This window comes from Tepidamorphus gemmatus (genome assembly GCF_004346195.1).
In the GTDB taxonomy this organism is placed as follows: Bacteria; Pseudomonadota; Alphaproteobacteria; order Rhizobiales; family Tepidamorphaceae; genus Tepidamorphus; species Tepidamorphus gemmatus.
In genome coordinates this window covers 59,970-77,175 of sequence record NZ_SMAK01000009.1, presented here as the reverse complement: position 1 = coordinate 77,175, position 17,206 = coordinate 59,970, and the positions used below count along the sequence as shown (strand labels likewise).

General features: G+C 67.4%; 19 protein-coding genes, 1 pseudogene and 1 riboswitch. Of the genes and pseudogenes, 10 read left to right on the top strand and 10 right to left on the bottom strand.

All coding sequences use genetic code 11. The features are described from left to right. Nucleotides 1-47 precede the first annotated feature (47 nt). Nucleotides 48-1,562: a malonate--CoA ligase gene (locus EDC22_RS14125; protein WP_132807324.1), complete on the top strand. Its 1,515-nt coding sequence runs from the start codon at nucleotides 48-50 to the stop codon at nucleotides 1,560-1,562. Between the two features lie 178 nt (nucleotides 1,563-1,740). Here the strand turns inward: EDC22_RS14125 and EDC22_RS14120 are convergent, their stop codons facing one another. From EDC22_RS14120 to EDC22_RS17950, 4 genes and pseudogenes are all read right to left on the bottom strand, one after another. Further along, nucleotides 1,741-2,325: a hemerythrin domain-containing protein gene (locus EDC22_RS14120; protein WP_132807323.1), complete on the bottom strand. Its 585-nt coding sequence runs from the start codon at nucleotides 2,323-2,325 to the stop codon at nucleotides 1,741-1,743. A gap of 92 nt (nucleotides 2,326-2,417) precedes the next feature. Continuing rightward, nucleotides 2,418-2,768, bottom strand: a complete 351-nt coding sequence (locus tag EDC22_RS18270) for a hypothetical protein (RefSeq protein ID WP_342635148.1) — start codon at nucleotides 2,766-2,768, stop codon at nucleotides 2,418-2,420. 49 nt (nucleotides 2,769-2,817) lie between these two features. After that, nucleotides 2,818-2,988: pseudogene (locus EDC22_RS18265) on the bottom strand (disulfide bond formation protein B); the annotation flags it as partial. A gap of 12 nt (nucleotides 2,989-3,000) precedes the next feature. Beyond that, on the bottom strand, nucleotides 3,001-3,156 hold the full coding sequence (locus tag EDC22_RS17950) for a DUF5993 family protein (RefSeq protein WP_165926911.1): 156 nt from the start codon (nucleotides 3,154-3,156) through the stop codon (nucleotides 3,001-3,003). 82 nt (nucleotides 3,157-3,238) lie between these two features. On the opposite strand from EDC22_RS17950, the gene EDC22_RS14110 reads away from it, so the two are divergent. Beyond that, complete coding sequence (locus tag EDC22_RS14110; protein ID WP_245499767.1) at nucleotides 3,239-4,207, top strand: DMT family transporter; 969 nt, start codon at nucleotides 3,239-3,241, stop codon at nucleotides 4,205-4,207. Nucleotides 4,208-4,231: 24 nt separating this feature from the next. Here the strand turns inward: EDC22_RS14110 and EDC22_RS14105 are convergent, their stop codons facing one another. The 3 genes from EDC22_RS14105 to EDC22_RS14095 form a co-directional block, all read right to left on the bottom strand. After that, on the bottom strand, nucleotides 4,232-4,468 hold the full coding sequence (locus EDC22_RS14105; protein WP_132807321.1) for an Lrp/AsnC ligand binding domain-containing protein: 237 nt from the start codon (nucleotides 4,466-4,468) through the stop codon (nucleotides 4,232-4,234). A gap of 175 nt (nucleotides 4,469-4,643) precedes the next feature. Next, a complete protein-coding gene (locus EDC22_RS14100; RefSeq protein ID WP_132807320.1) occupies nucleotides 4,644-5,438 on the bottom strand; it encodes a hypothetical protein in 795 nt (264 codons plus the stop codon). A 137-nt stretch (nucleotides 5,439-5,575) separates the two neighbouring features. Then, nucleotides 5,576-6,409 (bottom strand): alpha/beta hydrolase, encoded by an 834-nt coding sequence (locus tag EDC22_RS14095; protein WP_132807319.1) that lies wholly within the window; start codon nucleotides 6,407-6,409, stop codon nucleotides 5,576-5,578. Here EDC22_RS14095 and EDC22_RS14090 point away from each other — a divergent pair. The 4 genes from EDC22_RS14090 (at nucleotide 6,408) to EDC22_RS14075 (ending at nucleotide 9,581) form a co-directional block, all read left to right on the top strand. After that, entirely contained in the window at nucleotides 6,408-6,698 is a 291-nt protein-coding gene (locus tag EDC22_RS14090; protein WP_132807318.1) for a hypothetical protein, read from the top strand. The genes EDC22_RS14095 and EDC22_RS14090 overlap by 2 nt on opposite strands. Before the next feature lie 31 nt (nucleotides 6,699-6,729). Further along, nucleotides 6,730-6,836: riboswitch (TPP riboswitch) on the top strand. A gap of 47 nt (nucleotides 6,837-6,883) precedes the next feature. Beyond that, entirely contained in the window at nucleotides 6,884-7,645 is a 762-nt protein-coding gene (thiM, locus tag EDC22_RS14085; protein WP_132807317.1) for a hydroxyethylthiazole kinase, read from the top strand. Further along, nucleotides 7,642-8,493: a bifunctional hydroxymethylpyrimidine kinase/phosphomethylpyrimidine kinase gene (thiD, locus tag EDC22_RS14080; protein ID WP_132807316.1), complete on the top strand. Its 852-nt coding sequence runs from the start codon at nucleotides 7,642-7,644 to the stop codon at nucleotides 8,491-8,493. The genes thiM and thiD overlap by 4 nt, the downstream gene beginning before the upstream one ends. A 116-nt stretch (nucleotides 8,494-8,609) precedes the next feature. Further along, on the top strand, nucleotides 8,610-9,581 hold the full coding sequence (locus EDC22_RS14075) for a TRAP transporter substrate-binding protein (RefSeq protein ID WP_245499766.1): 972 nt from the start codon (nucleotides 8,610-8,612) through the stop codon (nucleotides 9,579-9,581). A 46-nt stretch (nucleotides 9,582-9,627) separates the two neighbouring features. Here the strand turns inward: EDC22_RS14075 and EDC22_RS14070 are convergent, their stop codons facing one another. Continuing rightward, nucleotides 9,628-10,470, bottom strand: a complete 843-nt coding sequence (locus EDC22_RS14070; protein ID WP_132807314.1) for a fumarylacetoacetate hydrolase family protein — start codon at nucleotides 10,468-10,470, stop codon at nucleotides 9,628-9,630. A 284-nt stretch (nucleotides 10,471-10,754) separates the two neighbouring features. On the opposite strand from EDC22_RS14070, the gene EDC22_RS14065 reads away from it, so the two are divergent. After that, a complete protein-coding gene (locus tag EDC22_RS14065) occupies nucleotides 10,755-12,077 on the top strand; it encodes an OmpP1/FadL family transporter (protein ID WP_165926910.1) in 1,323 nt (440 codons plus the stop codon). A 112-nt stretch (nucleotides 12,078-12,189) separates the two neighbouring features. On the opposite strand, the gene EDC22_RS14060 is transcribed toward EDC22_RS14065, so the two are convergent. Continuing rightward, a complete protein-coding gene (locus tag EDC22_RS14060; RefSeq protein WP_132807312.1) occupies nucleotides 12,190-12,969 on the bottom strand; it encodes an SDR family oxidoreductase in 780 nt (259 codons plus the stop codon). A gap of 246 nt (nucleotides 12,970-13,215) precedes the next feature. Here EDC22_RS14060 and EDC22_RS14055 point away from each other — a divergent pair, with 246 nt between their 5' ends. From EDC22_RS14055 to EDC22_RS14045, 3 genes are all read left to right on the top strand, one after another. Then, nucleotides 13,216-13,980: a UDP-2,3-diacylglucosamine diphosphatase gene (locus tag EDC22_RS14055; RefSeq protein WP_245499770.1), complete on the top strand. Its 765-nt coding sequence runs from the start codon at nucleotides 13,216-13,218 to the stop codon at nucleotides 13,978-13,980. 10 nt (nucleotides 13,981-13,990) lie between these two features. Then, nucleotides 13,991-15,007, top strand: coding sequence for a glycosyltransferase family 4 protein (locus tag EDC22_RS14050; protein WP_132807310.1), 1,017 nt, complete (start codon nucleotides 13,991-13,993; stop codon nucleotides 15,005-15,007). Between the two features lie 66 nt (nucleotides 15,008-15,073). Continuing rightward, the gene (locus EDC22_RS14045; protein WP_132807309.1) at nucleotides 15,074-16,093 is read left to right on the top strand and encodes a threonine ammonia-lyase; all 1,020 of its coding nucleotides are present in this window, start codon (nucleotides 15,074-15,076) and stop codon (nucleotides 16,091-16,093) included. Here the strand turns inward: EDC22_RS14045 and EDC22_RS14040 are convergent. Then, on the bottom strand, nucleotides 16,086-17,081 hold the full coding sequence (locus tag EDC22_RS14040) for a hypothetical protein (protein ID WP_132807308.1): 996 nt from the start codon (nucleotides 17,079-17,081) through the stop codon (nucleotides 16,086-16,088). The genes EDC22_RS14045 and EDC22_RS14040 overlap by 8 nt on opposite strands. Between the last annotated feature and the right edge of the window lie 125 nt (nucleotides 17,082-17,206).

Below are 17,206 nucleotides of genomic sequence, written 5' to 3'. Positions count from 1 at the left end.
TGCCGCACCGAAGAGACCTGACAACGACGATCGACGGAATCCCCGACATGACGACAGCGCTCTATCGCCGGCTCGCCGGCCGCTTTCCGGCAGCTGCGACACGCTTCCTCGAGACGGCGGATGGAGCCGTCACGACCTATGGCGATCTGGAGCGCGAGACGGCGAAGCTTGCCAATGCGCTGGTCGGACTCGGGGTGGAACCGGGCGATCGGGTGGCGGTACAGGTCGACAAATCGCCGCGAGCCCTGTTTCTCTACCTGGCCTGCGTCCGGGCCGGAGCCGTCTATCTGCCCCTCAACACCGCCTACACGCTCGCTGAACTCGCCTATTTCATCGGCGACGCCGAGCCGTCCGTCGTCGTCTGCCGGCCGTCGGTACGCGAGGCGGTTGCCGCCCTGCCGGAGGCGGCCGGCGTACGCGCTGTCGAGACGCTCGATGCGGACGGCAGCGGCTCGCTTGCCGACAGGGCGGCCGCCGAGTCCGCGGCATTCGCCGACGTGCCGCGCGCTGCCGACGATCTGGCCGCGATCCTTTACACGTCCGGAACGACCGGACGGTCCAAGGGAGCGATGCTGACCCATGAGAACCTGTGGTCGAATGCCGAGGTTCTGGTCGACTACTGGCGCTTCACCGGTGACGACGTGCTGATCCACGCGCTGCCGGTCTACCATACGCACGGCCTGTTCGTTGCGACGAACACGATCCTGGCGGCTGGCGCGTCCATGATCTTCCTGCCGAAGTTCGATGCCCGCGAGGTCCTGTCGCTGATGCCGCGTGCGACCAGCATGATGGGCGTTCCGACCTTCTATACCCGGCTGCTCGAAATGCCGGAGCTCGACCGCGAGGCGACGCGGACGATGCGGCTGTTCGTGTCGGGTTCGGCGCCGCTGCTCGCCGAGACACATCGCGCCTTCGAGGCGCGGACCGGCCACCGCATCCTCGAGCGCTACGGCATGACCGAGACCAACATGAACACCTCCAATCCCTATGACGGCGAACGGCGGGCGGGAACGGTCGGGTTTCCACTGCCCGGCATTTCCGTCCGCATCGCCGATCCGGAAACGGGCCGGGAGCTTCCGCGTGGCGAAATCGGGGTGATCGAGGTGAAGGGCCCCAATGTTTTCAAGGGATACTGGCGGATGCCGGAGAAGACGGCGGCCGAGTTCCGCCCGGACGGCTTCTTCATCACCGGCGACGTCGCCACCATCGACGCGGATGGCTATGTCACCATCGTCGGACGTGCCAAGGACCTCATCATCTCCGGCGGCTTCAACGTCTACCCGAAGGAGGTCGAGGGCGAGATCGACGCGATGGAGGGGGTGGTCGAATCGGCGGTGATCGGTCTGCCGCACAAGGATTTCGGCGAGGGGGTCACGGCGGTGGTAGTGCTGGAGAAGGGCGCCAGCCTCGACGAGGCGTCCGTGATCGGCGCGCTGAAGCAGCGCCTCGCTGCCTACAAGCTGCCGAAGCGGGTGTTCTTCGTGGATGAACTGCCGCGCAATGCCATGGGCAAGGTGCAGAAGAACGTGCTGCGGGACACATACGCAGGGACCTACGGCTGAGAGGCTGCCATCGGCAGCCAAAGCCCGTGCGCGTCGTTCCGGATGGGCCTTGGCGAACATCTCCGATCGGAGCGCCTCCACGCCGGACATCCTGCCCTGCCGATCCCGGCACCCGGCCGTCGCCGCGGCAGGGATGACTGACTCGCTGCCGATTGCCGGAAGGCGATCCTGCCGCGGGCTACCCGAGCAGGTTCTCGCCGCGGTCGAGCAGGATCGGGATGATCAGATCCTCTTCGTCGTCGAGATGGCGCACGAGCGACTTCAGGAAGCCGTCGAGCCGCTCGGACATCGCGTCTGCTGCGAAGCGGCGCCTGTCGGGCGGTCCGGCGAGCGCGTTGAGCAGATCGTTGCTGGCGCTCTGCAGCGTTGCCAAGCCCTCGTGGATCGCCTCGTGGTCGGCCTCCAGTACCGTGAAGCCGCGGGCGAGGTCGGCCTCGATTCGCATCAGCACCGGAAAATAGTGCTGATCCTCGATCATGTGGTGCCCGTGCAGTTCGCCGAGGAAGAAGCGGATGCGCGGCTGGAACCAGGTTCGGAACGCTTCCGGGGGCACGGTGCCGGCCTTCAGCGCCTGCGACGCCTGCAGCATTGCCGTGTTCAGCTCCCGGAACATGTCATGACGGCCGAGCCAGAATCGCGAAAGCTGGCCGAGGTCGGGCCGATCGGTCCAGGGACGCGGATACTTGTCGAGCAGCCGGCGCATCTCGGCTGGCCAGCCGGCACGCCGGTCGAGTGCAAGTGAGGCCTCGTGGTTGTCGGTCATGTGATGCGGATTCCGTCCGCGTGCAATGGCGGCCAGGCGTGGGGCGGACTCCCGCGCGATATGGCGCTTCGGGGCGTCCGTGCCAACCCCGCTCAATCGGATGCCGGGGCAGGAGTTGGCGCGAAGAGTTGGTACTCGGTCGGATTGTCCGGGCACAGGCCGAGTTCGCACTCGGCCAAGGTCGAGAGTCCATTGCCGAGCGCCCGAAGCGCGAATAGCCAGAACGAGACGAGCGCGAGCCCGGTCAGCCGGGGGCGCGGACCGGGCGCGACCTCAAACTGACGCTCGAACAGCAGCATCAGCGCCGAGCCGGCAATGATCAGCCCGAACACGATGAAGGCCCAGGAGTAGAAGTGCAGTCCCAGAAATGTATCGCCGTAGGTGCCCGTCCCCGGGACGACGTGCAGCGCGATCTGGCGCAGCGCGGCGGTGCCCCCCGACAACTGCCGACAGGATGGCGATGGAGTAATGGGCCGGGCGCGGTCCGAAGCAGAGGTTGAAGGCGATGCCGACACCGGCTGCGACGAATCCCATCCGCTGCAGCAGGCACAGCGGGCATGGCAGGTCGTGCTTCAGGAACTGGTCGGCGAAGGCGTAACCGAGGACGACGCAGAGGCCGAGCAGTCCGAGGGCATTGAGGCTGCGCGCGAATTCCGGCGACATCGGGAGCGGGCCTCAGAGCACGATGTCGAGGGGGTCGGTGGCGTGCAGCCGAAACAGCACGAGGATCAGCACGAGCGTGACGGCCCACAGGGCGATCCCGATCGCCCGCGATGCGAAGGCCCCGCCGAGAAGGGCGAGGAAAGCGGTGAGGAAGGGCAGCGCCATCATTGCGTGGTCTCCCGGACCGGGCGTCCCCGGGGCGGCGAATCCGCCGGACGCCGAATGCAGATCACGGATGCGCCAGCAACAATTGTCAATCGCTGCGTTTCGTGCTTGTCCGGAACAGGTAAGGGAGGCGTCACTGCATCATCTCATCGGCATCGGCCTGAAGGTCGCCTCGACCCTCGTGCTCATGGTCATGGCGGCGCTGATGAAGCTCCTGTCGGAGACCGTGCCGGTCGGCGAGGTGATGTTCGCCCGCAGCTTCTTCGCGTTGCTGCCGCTGTCGGTCTGGCTGACCTGGCGCGGCGAGTTTCCGCGAGCGCTCAGGACCCGCAACGTCAGGGGACATGTGCTGCGTGGCGGCTTCGGCGGGCTTGCTCTCGCCTCCTATCTGGTCGCACTCACCTATCTGCCGCTGCCCGACGTCACCGCGATCCAGTTCCTCGCGCCGCTGCTAACGCTGGCGCTGGCGACGGTGCTGCTGGGCGAGGTGGTCGGCATCTTCCGCTGGTCCGCCGTCGGTGTCGGTTTCATCGGCATCGTGATGATCCTGTGGCCCTATCTGGGTCAAGGCTGGTCGTCCGCCGACGCGGGCGCGATCGGCGCGCTGGTCGCGGTGATGGCGGCCTCGCTGACGTCGCTGGCGATGATCCAGGTCCGCCATCTCACCGGAACGGAGACGACGGGCTCGATCGTGTTCTACTTCTCGGTCACCTGCACGGTGCTGGCGCTGTGCACCCTGCCGTTCGGCTGGGCCGTGCCGACGCCGCGCGAGGCGGCGCTTCTGGTCACGATCGGTCTGATCGGCGGAATCGGCCAGATCCTGCTGACCCAGAGCTACCGCTACGCCCCGGCCTCGGTCGTCGCGCCGTTCGACTACACGGCGATGATCTGGTCACTCGTTCTCGGCTACCTGATGTTCGGCGACCGACCCGTGGCGATCACCCTGGCCGGGGCGTCGATCGTCATCGCCGCCGGCCTGTTCGTGATCTGGCGCGAGCGCCAGCTCGGCATCGAACGGGCCCGCCAGCGCCAGGCCAGCCCGCCGCCGGTCTGACCCCGGGTCTGACCAGTCGGCATCTCAGAACGCCTTGAAGGTGATGATCGTGTAGGTGTCGCGGATACCCTCGAAGCGGTGCACCTGCTCGTTGACGAAATGGCCGATCTCGGTCTGGCTGTCGACGTAGAACTTGACCAGAAGATCATAGTCGCCCGCGGTCGAATAGATCTCCGAGGCGATCTCGGCATTGGCGATCTGGTCGGCCACCTCGTAGGCGCGGCCGAGGTGGCACTTGATCTGGACGAAGAAGGGGATCATGCACGCCTCCGCGACAGCATTGGGGGGGAGCGGCGGGCAGGCTGCCGGCCCGCCGCGGCTGGTTCGATGTGACCAGATGCGCGCAGCACCGGCAAGCCCGGCGCTGCCGCAAATCCCGGCGCCTGTGCCCGACAGCCAGTGCGGCGGCGCCCGCAGGCGCCGTCCGCTGCCCTGGCTACTGGAAAACGCAGCGGTTGATCTTCGGAGCCTTGCCGTCGAGCAACCTCGACAGAAGCGCTGGGATGCCTGTGACGGCGCCGACCATGATCTCCGTACCGGTCTGCGAGACGCTGGAGACGTTGCAGAACCGGTCGTGAAACTCCCTGTCGCAGCAGCGGCCGTCGACGTCGCGCGCACCCGGCCGGCAGTGCCAGGGGCCGGCCATCTGGAAGCCGACCTTGGGCGCGGGCACCGGCGGGCAGGAACACACGATCTCGCCCTCGCCGATCGGGCCGAGGCCGGGGAACTCCTTGCCGGTCGTCGAATTGAAGCAGATGCCGCCGTCGCACTGGGCCGAATAGCCGGCCTGGGGCTGGTTTCCGACCGGACCGCCGCAGGTGTAGATCGCCAGCGGCGGACCGAGCTTCTCCACCGCCGGGCGGTAGTCCTGTTCGAGCCGGCGCGGGGTCGAATAGGTGCTGACCGTGAAACCGTTGGCGACACCGTCCTTCAACAGCGTGCAGACGTTCCGGCGCTGGCCTCGGTCGCGATAGTGGAACGGCAGCGAGATGCTCCTGCCGTTCTCGATCTCGCACTTGCAGTAGGCGACGCCGTCGAGCACCCAGCATCGCGCCGTGGCGCACAGCGCATAGGTGTTTGGATCGCCGGGCGCGGTCGGGCACTGGAGGAAGACCGACGGCCGCACGTCGGGCGCAGCGGCCTGCGCGGTCGCGGAGGCTGCGGCGGTGACGACGAGACCAAGCAGGAGCGCGACGGCGAACCGCGCGAGCGCATTGCGGCGAATCGGCATGGATGATGTCCCCGGAGAATGATGGGTCATCTTCCGGCAGTTTGCTTGCCGAAGCCTTACATCCCGAAGCCTTACATCCCGAAGCCTTACATCGACGACGCAGCCTGTCGGCGGCCGCGGATCGCCGCGTCCGCGCCTCAGCCGCCCCGGCCGGGCGTCAGCGCGGCGAGATCGCGGGTCATGTCGCTGTCGGGCTCGGCGAGTGGGGCAATGACGGTGAAGTGGTTGGCTCCGGTCGCCTCGAAATATTCGGCGCGGACACCCCCTTCGATCCATTCATCGACGATTTCCCGACTCTGACGCAGGAACTCGTCGCTCTCCGCGCCGCCGACCCAGGCGTGCAGGGCGAGACCGGCTGGCGAGGGCCAGTTGAGCGGACTGACGCGACCTGCCTCGACGGAGTCCAGCTTCAGCGCGCGGTTGAGCGTGGTTGCGACGAGCGGCACCAGATCGAACAGTCCGGAGATCGGTTGCGCGGCCGGTACCACGGCTTCGGGCAGCCCGCGTGCGGTCCAGTCGGTTGCAAGCAGTGCGGCGGCGAGGTGACCGCCGGCCGAATGGCCGCTGACGGCCATCGGCAGGCGGTAGCGGTCATGCAGGAAGCGGACGAGGGCGCGCATCTCCTCGATGATCTCGCCGATGCCGACCTCGGGGCACAGCGTGTAGGTCGGCATGGCGACGGCGATGCCGTGGGCAAGGGGACCGCGCGCGAGATGGCTGAAGTAGCTCTTGTCGAGCATCTGCCAGTATCCGCCGTGGATGAAGATCGCCAGGCGTTCGACCCTTCGGTCCGCTGCGGGAAAGAACAAGTCGACGCGATTGCGCTGGCGTGGGCCGTAGGCGAGATCCAGTTCCGCGCTCGCGGTGTTGCGGAACGCGGCTGCGTCGCGCGCCCAGCCTTCGATGATGGCCGGATGCTCCGGGACGCGCGCACGGTTGTTGTATTCGGCTTCGTAGTCGATCCCGGTCATGGCTGCATCCGTGCGTCCTCGTGGCGATGGTCCGGCATGGGTGCCGGTCTACGGCAAACCGAGCCGGTACGCCAAGGTGCAATGGTGCGACTTGGGGGAGGCCCTGCCAGTCGGGTGGTTCCGGATTGCGATCGCCGCCGCCGGTCCGATGCCGGAAGCGATGGCAGACGTCGGCTGGAAGCATCGATTGCTGCCACCCGTGCAGGCTCGCGACTGGAGCCGGATCACGCAAGGTCATGCCGACGCCGTGCAGGTGTCCAGCAGCCGGAACCTGCCGAACAGCCCTTGAAACCGGCCTGCAGGTCGGATAGATGTGCGAGACGATCTCATTGGGGTGTCCCGAACGGGACTGAGAGGCCGCAGGGCGGTCAACCCGTCGAACCTGATCCGGATGATGCCGGCGGAGGGAGTTGAGATGAACAGCAGGACAGTTTCCCCAAGCGATGCGGTTGATCCTGCCGGCGGCCCGGGCCGTTGAGCGGCGCTGCGCGCGATCTGACGGGTGAGCTGCTCGCGCGGCTGCGGGCCGAGCGTCCGCGCGTGCACTGCATCACCAATGCCGCAGCGGTAGCCTACACGGCGAACGTGCTTCTGGCAGCAGGCTGCATTCCGTCGATGACCGTCAATCCGCCGGAGGTGCCCGGCTTCATCCACGGGGCGTCGGCGCTGCTCGTCAATCTCGGCACGCTTGACCCGCTGCGGGCCGAGGCGATCGACGTGGCGATCCGTATCGCCCGAACGGACGGGAAGCCATGGGCACTGGATCCCGTGTTCGTCGAGCGCTCACCGACGAGGCTCGGGCTTGCCCGTGACCTGGCGCGGCGCCATCCAGCCGTGATCCGTGCCAATCGCGCGGAACTCGCGGCGTTGAGCGGCAGCGACGGCGGCGACGCGGCGGCACGGCTGTTGGCCCGCGAAAGCGGCGCGGTGGTGGTGCGGACCGGCGAGGTGGATTTCGCGACCGATGGAACCCGCGAGGTCGAGGTGGCGGGCGGACATCCGCTGATGGCGCTGGTGACAGCATCGGGATGCGCGGCCACCGCGCTGATGGCCGGTTTCCTGGCGGTGGAGACGGATCGTTTCCTCGCGGCGGCGGCGTGCCTCGCCTTCGTCAAGGCAGCCGCCGAACGCGCCGGAGCGACGGCCCGAGGACCCGGAAGCTTCGTTCCGGCCTATCTCGACGCACTCTATGCGCTCGACCCCCAGGACTTCGGTGACAGGATTGCCTCCCCATGAAACAGGTGCGACCAGACAGCTTCACCGCCGACCCCGCTCGCGGCGGGCGCGCGCCCGTGGCGCTCTCGATCGCCGGAACCGATCCGACCGCCGGTGCAGGCATGCAGGCCGATCTGAAGACCTTCTCGGCGCTGGGCGTCTACGGAGCAACGGTCATCACAGCGCTCGTCGCGCAGAACACCACCGGCGTCCAGGCGGTGCTCGACATCGCGCCGGATTTCGTGGCGAAGCAGATCGATTCGGTCTTCGACGATCTGTCCGTCGACGCGGTGAAGGTCGGGATGCTGAGCGTGCCGGCGGTGATCGAGACGGTCGCAGAACGCCTGGCGGCGCATCGGGCGCCCAACATCGTCATCGATCCCGTGATGGTGGCCAAGAGCGGTGATCCGCTGCTGCGTCCGGAGGCGGTGGCGGTCCTGCGCGACACGCTGCTGCCGCTGGCGCTGGTGATCACCCCGAACCTCCCCGAGGCGGCCCGACTGCTTGACGCGGACGTCGCAGACAGCGAGGCGGCGATGCGCCGGCAAGGCGAGCGGCTCTTGGCGCTAGGACCGAAGGCGGTACTGATGAAGGGGGGGCACGCCGAAGGCGATCGTTCGGTCGATATCCTGGTGTCCGACCGGGATTGCCTGCGGTTCGAGGCACCGCGCGTGGCGACCCGCAATACCCACGGCACCGGCTGCACGCTGTCGGCGGCAATCGCTGCCGGGCTGGCGAAGGGACTTGGGCTCGAGGCGGCGGTCAGGGCCGCGAAGGACTATCTCACTGCCGCGCTGGTCGCGGCCGATACGCTGGGCGTCGGCCATGGCCACGGCCCGGTCCACCATTTCCATTCGGTGTGGTCATGAAAACAATCTCGCAACGTGGCGGGCTCTCCCGCCGAACGGTCATCGCCGGGGCCGTGGCGGCCGGTGCTGCGTCTCTGGCGGCCCCCGCCGTCTCCCAAGGGCTCGTTCGATGGCGGATGGCAACCTCGTGGCCGCACAACCTGCCGGGGCCCGGCGTCAGCGCCAGACGGCTTGCCGAGCGGATCGGGGCGCTCAGCGGTGGCAGGCTGACGGTGGAGGTATTCGCCGCCGGCGAGCTGGTGCCCGCCTTCGAGGTCTTCGATGCGGTCTCGCAAGGAGTGGCCGAGATGGGCCACACCGCCTCGTTCTTCTGGCAGGGCAAGATCCCCGCAGCGGTCTTCTTCACAACCGTGCCGTTCGGCCTGACTCCGCCCGAACACGTCGCCTGGGTGGAACACGGGGGCGGCCAGGCGCTGTGGGACGAGCTCTACGCGCCGTTCGGCATCAAGCCGTTCATGGCGGGCAACACCGGCTTCCAGATGGGTGGCTGGTTCAAGCGGCCGGTTGCCTCGCCGGACGATCTCAAGGGCGTGAGCATCCGGTCCGCGGGACTCGGCGCCGAGGTGTTCCGACGGCTCGGGATGACTGCGGTGGCAATTCCTCCGGGCGAGATATTCCAGGCATTGCAGTCGGGTGTCGTCGACGCCGTGGAATTCCTTGGCCCGTTCTCCGACATTGCCCTCGGTCTCGACCGGGTGGCACCCCATTATCTATGGCCGAGCTTCAACAAGCCGAATGGCACCGGTGAGGCGCTGGTATCGATTCCGGCCCTCGAGGCGCTTGACCCGGATCTGCGGGCGATCGTCGCCGGGGCTTGCGCGATGGAGGCGGCGGCGGGATTGGCGGAGGCGGACTGGATGAACGGCCTTGCGATCGCGCGCCTCGCAGGGACCGATGTCAGGCTGTCCGAGTTCCCGCGCGATGTCGTCATGGCGGCGCGCGCTGCGGCATCCGACGTGCTGGCCGAGCTCGTCGCCGGCGATGCCCAGGCGCGCCGGGTGATGGAGTCCTACGAGGCGGCGCGGTCTGCTTTGGGCGGCTGGTCCGGCCGGTCGATCGGGCCGTTCCTGGACGCCCGCACGAGCTGATCGACATGTGGCGGGCGCCGCCGCCAGGCGGCGCCCGGCCGCTGCCTCAGCGCGCGACGACCTTCTGGCGCTGGGTGCCGAGACCCTCGATCGTCAGGGTCACCACATCGCCCGCCTTCAGGAAGACCGGCGGCTTCATGCCCATCCCGACCCCGGGCGGCGTCCCGGTGGTGACGACGTCGCCGGGCAGGAGCTTCATGAAGCGCGTCACATAGCTGATCAGCTCGACGATGCCGAAGATCATGGTCTCGGTCGATCCGGTCTGCATCCGCTTGCCGTTGACATCGAGGCTCATGGCGAGCTTCTGCGGATCGGCGATCTCGTCACGGGTGACAAGCCACGGACCCAGCGGACCATAGGTGGGGGCGCTCTTGCCCTTGACCCACTGGCCGGTGCTCTCGGTCTGCCAGAATCGCTCGGACACGTCGTTGCACAGGCAGTATCCGGCCACGTGGTCGAGGGCCTTGTCAGCCGGCACCTCGAAGGCCTCGGTGCCGATGACGAAGGCGAGCTCGACCTCCCAGTCGGTCTTCACCGAATCGCGGATCAGCACGATGTCGTCGTCAGGCCCAGAGATCGAGGTCGGCGCCTTGTTGAAGATGATCGGCTCCTTCGGGATCGGCGCGCCGGTTTCGGCGGCGTGGTCGGCGTAGTTGAGGCCGATGGCCACGAAGTTGTAGGGCATCGGCACGCAGGGGCCGAGCCGGGTGCCGGCAGGAACGGTCGGCAGGCTTGACGTGTCCACGGCGCGCAGGCGATCGAGCCCGGCAGGCGACAGAACGTCGCCCGTCAGATCGGCGATCATTCCGGAAAGGTCGCGGATCGAACCGTCGGCGGCGACGATACCCGGCTTTTCCCGGCCCGACGGACCGAACCGAACGAGCTTCATAGGCAGTTCCTCCTGAGTGTGTTGCCATGTCTGGATGAAGCGCGGCGGATCATCGTGCATCGAACCGTCGGCCGCAAGCGCAACTGCGGAACATGCCAGGCTCATCGTTGCCGATCGGCAACGCCGGATGAGATTCCTGCTTAGCCAGCTCCTAATCCAGACCTGCCGCAACGGAGCATGGATTGCATCCCTCAGGCAGACAACTCTAGCGTGGACTTCCACAGACAAGGGCTCCTCCAGAGAGCTCGACTGCGGCACCCGACCTCATGGAGGAGGGGGAGGAAATGAGCAGACTTCGCGGACTGCCCGCGGCAGCCGGGATCTTTGCGGCGGCGATCGGTTGCGACGCGCTCGTCGGCACCGCCGATGCGGGCGCATTCGCGATACGCGAGCAGAGCGCCTACGGACAGGGCATGAGCTTCGCAGGGGCGGCGACCTGCGGCACGTCCGTCGCTGGGACGTTCTGGAATTCCGCGGTGGTGACCTGCGCGCAGGGTCTGGACGTCGAAGGCTCGCTGTCGTTGATCGTTCCGTCCACGGAGATCACGACGGCGGCGTTCCCGTCCAGCCTGCTCGGCCCGGGCAGTCCGCTGTTCTTCGGTGGCGATCCGGGCGATATCGGCAAGACCGCGGTCGTGCCGGCCACGACCGTCGCCTACAACTTCGATGACCGGTGGTATTTCGGCGCCACCATCAACGGGCAGTACGGCCTGAAGACGGAGACCCGGTTCAGTCACGCCGCGCAGATCTACGGCCGAGAGTCCGAGGTCTTCTCGCTGAATGTCAATCCGGTGGTCGGCTACCGGATCAACGACGCCTTCGCGGTGGCGGCAGGGCTGCAGATCCAATACTTCGACGTCATCCTCAGCCAGGCCGTCGGCATCGCACCGATCGCCCCGTCCGCCGTGCTGAACGGCGATGACATAGGCTTCGGCTTCACCGCCGGCCTGCTGATCACGCCCACTCCCAACACCGAGATCGGCATCGGCTTCCGGTCTGCCATCAAGCATGACCTGGAGGGCATGCTGGCGATCCCGCTCGTGGCGCGGCTGCCGATCGAGGTCGATCCGACCCTGCCGGAGATGGTCAGCTTTGGCCTGCGCCACCGATTCACCGACAGGTTCTCGATGCTCGGCACGGTCGAATGGACAAACTGGAGCCGGTTCGGGACCTTCACCGTGGTCAACTCGCTGAACGGACTGCCTGTGTCGCTGCTGCCATTCGAGTACCGGGACGGATGGTTCTTCGCCCTCGGCGCCGAATACGACTGGGACGATCGCTGGACATTGCGCGCCGGGGCGGCGTGGGAGCGCGCACCGATCGATGACGTCACTCGCTCGATCCGGCTGCCGGACGACGACCGGCTGTGGCTGTCGGCAGGCCTGTCGTACCACTGGTCGGAGCGTTTGCGCCTTGACCTTGGCTACTCCTTCCTGACCACCTTCGACACGCGGATCAATATCGGGCCCGGAAACCCCGTCTATGTGCCGCCGGTGACATTTGCCGCGGACGTGGACGCAAGTGTGCATATCGTCGCTGCCGGTCTGAAGTATTCCTTCGGTGGTCGGGATGCGATGGAGCCGGTGTCACCGGTCTACAGGCCGTAGCTGTCGGAGACAGGGGCGGAGGTCTCGAGCGTGCGAGCGAAATGGGCCGGCCGTCAGGGCCGGCTCGTCTCATGTCGGCGGATACCTGTCCACCGGTGTCGAGTTCTTCGCCTCAGAACGAGGCCCGGACATTGCCGCCGTCGATGAGGATGTTCTGAGCGGTGATGTAGCCCGCATGCACGCTGCACAGGAAGGCGCAGGTGCTGCCGAACTCGGACGGTTCGCCGAACCGGCCGGCCGGAATCGCCGCCTTCAGTTCGGACGCGATGTCCTCCTCGGATCGGCCCGTAGCCTTGTGCCGCGACGCCAGCATCGCCCTGATACGATCGGTATCGAAGTTGCCCGGCAGCAGGCTGTTGATGGTCACGCCCCGGTTGGCGACCTGACGCGCGACGCCGGACAGGAAACCGGTGAGGCCGGCGCGTGCGGCGCTCGACAGGTCCAGTCCGGGAATTGCCTGCAGCACCGAGTAGGACGTGATGTTGACGATGCGCCCGAAGCCCCGTTCCATCATCGGGTCGACGACGCGCTGGATGAGCTCGATCGGCGTGACCATATTCATGATGAGGCCATCGAGCATCGCCCTGCGGTCGATGTCGCGGAAGTCACGGAACGGCGGCCCGCCATTGTTGTTTACCAGGATATCGGGACTTCCGTTGGCGGCAATGAGCGCATCCTGGACATCGGTTCGTGAAACATCCCCGGGCACAGGGATCACCCTGGCGCCGGTCGCGGCGGCGATCTCGTCGGCGGTACGGGCGAGCCGCTCCACATCGACGCCGTTGATCACCACCTCGCAGCCGGCTGCCGCGAGAGCTTCCGCGCAGGCCCGGCCGAGTCCTCGGCTCGATGCGCAGACGACCGCCCGTCGTCCCCGGATACCCAGATCCATTCCCTGCTCCTTCGTGTCTGGCATAGGCCGCAGCGCTGGCGCCGCCCACCATCAATCCAATGCCCGCAGGGGCGCAATGTCCATCACGCTTGCACTGTGCGCATGGCTGCCCCAGCGGCAACAGTGTTGCACTCGGATGACAGGCGTCATAATCCTGCCAAGCAAATCACGTTATTGGCGTCTGCACTGAGGCTGCGGACGGGGGCAACCGTGCATCAACATCCTGCCAGTACGGTTTACCGGACCTTGTTCCTGTCCGACGTTCATCTTGGCACCAAGGGCTGTCAGAGTGAACTGTTTCTCGATTTTCTCAAGCATACGGACGCCGAGACCATCTATCTCGTCGGCGATATCATCGACTTCTGGCGGCTGAAGCGTTCCTGGTATTGGCCGCAAAAGCACAACGACGTCGTCCAGAAGCTGCTGCGCAAGGGTCGCAAGGGAGCCCGGATCATCTACATCCCGGGGAATCACGACGAATTGCTGCGCGATTACATCGGCACGCATTTCGGCGGCATCGAGGTGATGCGCCGGGCCATCCACATCTCGGCGACCGGCGAGCGCTTCCTCGTCCTGCACGGAGACGAGTTCGATGCGGTGGTCCGTTATGCCAAATGGCTGGCGCTGCTTGGCGACTGGGCCTATGCGACCGCGCTGCTCGTCAACACTTACTTCAATGTCGCCCGGCGCAAGCTCGGTTTCCCCTACTGGTCGCTCTCGGCGTGGTTGAAGCTCAAGGTCAAGAATGCCGTTGCGTTCATCAGCGAGTTCGAGCAGGCGCTGGCCGCGGAGGCGGCGCGGGCACGGGTCGACGGCGTCGTCTGCGGCCATATCCATCATCCGGCCGATCAGATGATGAACGGTGTGCGCTATGTGAACTGCGGCGACTGGGTGGAGAGCTGCACGGCGGTCGGCGAGCGGCCGGACGGGACACTTGAGATCATCCGCTGGCCGGTCGTCAGAGCCCAGCGGCAGGACCCGCCCGTCGAAACGGCTCGGGTCGCCGCGTGATGACGCCGTCATGAAGCGGCTGGTGCTGGCCACGGACGCCTGGCATCCGCAGATCAACGGCGTCGTCAGCGTGCTTGACCGCCTGCGGCGCGAGACGCCGGCGTACGGTCTCGAGATCGAGGTGGTCTCCCCTGCCGAGTTCAGCTCGGTTCCGCTGCCGACCTACAGCGAGATCCGCCTTGCGCTGGCCGGCCCTGCCCAGGTCGGGCGGCGCATCGAGGCACTGAAGCCCGACTTCATCCATATCCCGGCCGAAGGGCCGATCGGGATGGCGGCGCGGCGCTGGTGCCTGCGCAACGGGCGATGGTTCACCACGAGCTTCCATACCCGCTTTCCGGAGTATCTGGCGCGGCGGCTGCCGGTTCCGCCACGGCTGTCCTACGCCTGGCTGCGGCGGTTCCACAATGCCGGGCAGGCGACACTGGTTTCCACGCCGACTCTGGCGGCGGAACTGGCGTCACGGGGTTTCGCCAATCCGGTGATCTGGCCGAGGGCCATCGATACCGCGGCGTTCACGCCCGGCGAGGCGGCGGCGCTCGACTTTCCGAGGCCCATCTTCCTCTATGTCGGCCGGGTCGCGGTGGAGAAGAGCGTGGACGAGTTCCTGGCCCTCGATCTGCCTGGCACGAAGGTCGTCGTTGGCGACGGACCCCAGCGCGCCGAGCTGCAGCGGCGCTTTCCGGAGGCCAGGTTCCTCGGCGTGCATCGGGGCGAGGATCTGGTCCGGCTCTACCGCGCCGCCGACGTCTTCGTCTTTCCAAGCCGCACCGACACACTTGGCCTGGTCTCGATCGAGGCCCTGGCCTGCGGCGTGCCGGTGGCGGCCTATCCGGTGCCGGGGCCGATGGACGTCATAGGCCATTCGGGTGCGGGTGTGCTGGACGAGGATCTGCGTGCTGCCGCGCTGGCGGCGCTCAACATCCCGCCAGATGTTTGCCGGGCGCGGGCGCTCGAGTTCAACTGGGACACCAGCGCCCGCACCTTCGTCGACATCATCCTGCGGTCGAATCGCTGCGCGGTGTCCTGACGCCGCCATTTTGCTGCCCGGACCGATCCTGTAGTGTTGGCTGATCCTCCAGCGCGGAGCTTCATCATGGCGACGCCAGACCGGCGTATCCCGTCCTTCGACGACATTGAGGCGGCCGCGGCGCGGCTCGCCGGCGTATGCATCAGGACGCCGCTGCTCGCATCGCCGGCGCTCGATGCGGCGACCGGCGCACGCGTGCTTATCAAGCCCGAGATCCTGCAGCGCACCGGTTCGTTCAAGTTCCGCGGCGCCTACAATGCGATTGCCGCGCTCGATGAGGCCGAGCGCCGGCGCGGCATCGTCACCTGTTCGTCCGGTAATCATGCCCAGGGTATCGCGGCGGCGGCGCAGCTTTTCGGTGTGCCGGCCACCATCGTCATGCCGTCGGATGCGCCGCCGCTGAAACGCGATCGCACGCGGTCCTATGGTGCGCGGATCGTGCCCTATGACAGGGCGACCGGAGACCGGGATGCGGTCGCGGCGCAGGTCGTCGAGGAAACGGGAGGCGTGTTCGTCTCGCCTTATGACGATCCGGGTGTCATCTCCGGTCAGGGCACTGCGGGGGTCGAACTGGTGCAGCAGGCGCGGGAGCTCGCCGGCGATCCCGACCTGGTGCTGGTTCCGTGTGGCGGGGGTGGTCTCACCGCCGGTATTGCGCTGGCGGTTCAGGCGCTAGCGCCGTCTGCGCGCGTGATGACGGTCGAACCGGATGGCTTCGACGACCATGTCCGCTCGTTCCTGTCGGGAAGGCGTGAGGAGAATGCAGCGCGGGCCGGATCGGTTTGCGACGCGCTGATGGCGCCGCGGCCCGGCGAGCTGACCTTCGAGGTGAACCGCTCGCGCGTCGCCGGCGGCGTGTCGGTCAGCGATGCGGAGGCGCTGGCAGCAGTCGCCTACGCATGGCGTGACCTCAAGCTGGTGGTCGAACCCGGAGGCGCCGTGGCACTGGCGGCCCTTCTGAGCGGCAAGGTCGACGTGGCCGGCCGCACCGTGGTCGTGGTGCTGTCGGGCGGCAATGCCGATCCGACCATCTTCGCCCGTGCCGTGGCGCTTGCCGGGGAAGCGGAAGCCCCGGCCGTCAACTGAACAGGATCATCCGCTGGTCGAAGGTCAGCCCGGTCAGATCGCTCGGCCGGCGCCGTTGCGGCTCGGGGAGCCTGTGAGGCTGCGAGGCCGCCGGTTGCGGTTCGGCCGACTCACCGGCTTCGCCGGTGGTCCGACCGGGGGCGGCCGATACCGCGGTGGCAGGCGCCGGCTCCGGAGCGGCCGATATGCCGCTTGGCGACGCAGCACCGTAGTGCGACGGCAGCGCCGACATGGGACGGAGCTGCGCGGATGCCGGCGAATCGACGTCGGTCCATTGGACGTCGGGCCCCTCCACGAGCTCGAGATCCTCGAGGAAGCGGCCTGCAGCCGGGTCGGCCTTGTGGATCGCCGGATCAACGCTCGTCGTCGGCTCCGGCTGGTCGGGTTCCGTCAGGGTGCCTTCCAGGCCATCGAGGCGGCGTTCGATCCGGCGCAGCGCCCGCGCCATCGAGGCCATGCCCCGCACACCGGCAGCCGCACTGCGAGCGGAAGACAGGATGTCGACAGCGTAGCGGTCGAGCGCATCGCACAGGTCGGGCGAAACCTCGCGCTCGCGCAAACCCCAGGCGATCTCCTGGATTCGTTCGCTCGCCCTCAGCACCGTCTGGAGATCGGCTCGCGTCCGCTCGGCCTCCGCCGCGAAGTCGACGTCCTGGGCGCGCTGGCGCTCGCGATCCTCGCCGCCGGCGGCGATTTCCCGCCGAACCTCGGCAAGCGCTTCGGCAATCTCCGCAAAGCCGTCGCGGATGATCGCGAGATCGGGCAGCTTGCGGCTGCGGACGAGCGATTCGATCCGCTCGAGGACGGCGAGCAGCGAACGGGTGTCGGCGTTGCGGTTGCGGCGGGCGTATTCGACCAGGAACCAGCGTCCACGGGCGGTCTCCATGACCGCCGCCAGGATGGCGTCGTAGTCCGGATCGCTCGGCCCGAAGGCCTCGGGATCGGTGCCCCCGCCCGGGGGCGACGGGAGGTTGTCCGATCCGGCCATCAACCGGGCCCGCCTGCTGCGCTGCCCGAAGTGCCACATACCGGTTTGCAGCGATATCGCACTGTCTGCCCCCGGGGTCTGCCCCACGAATCGTTAAGGCGACACAGTAGCCCGATTCTCGCGAA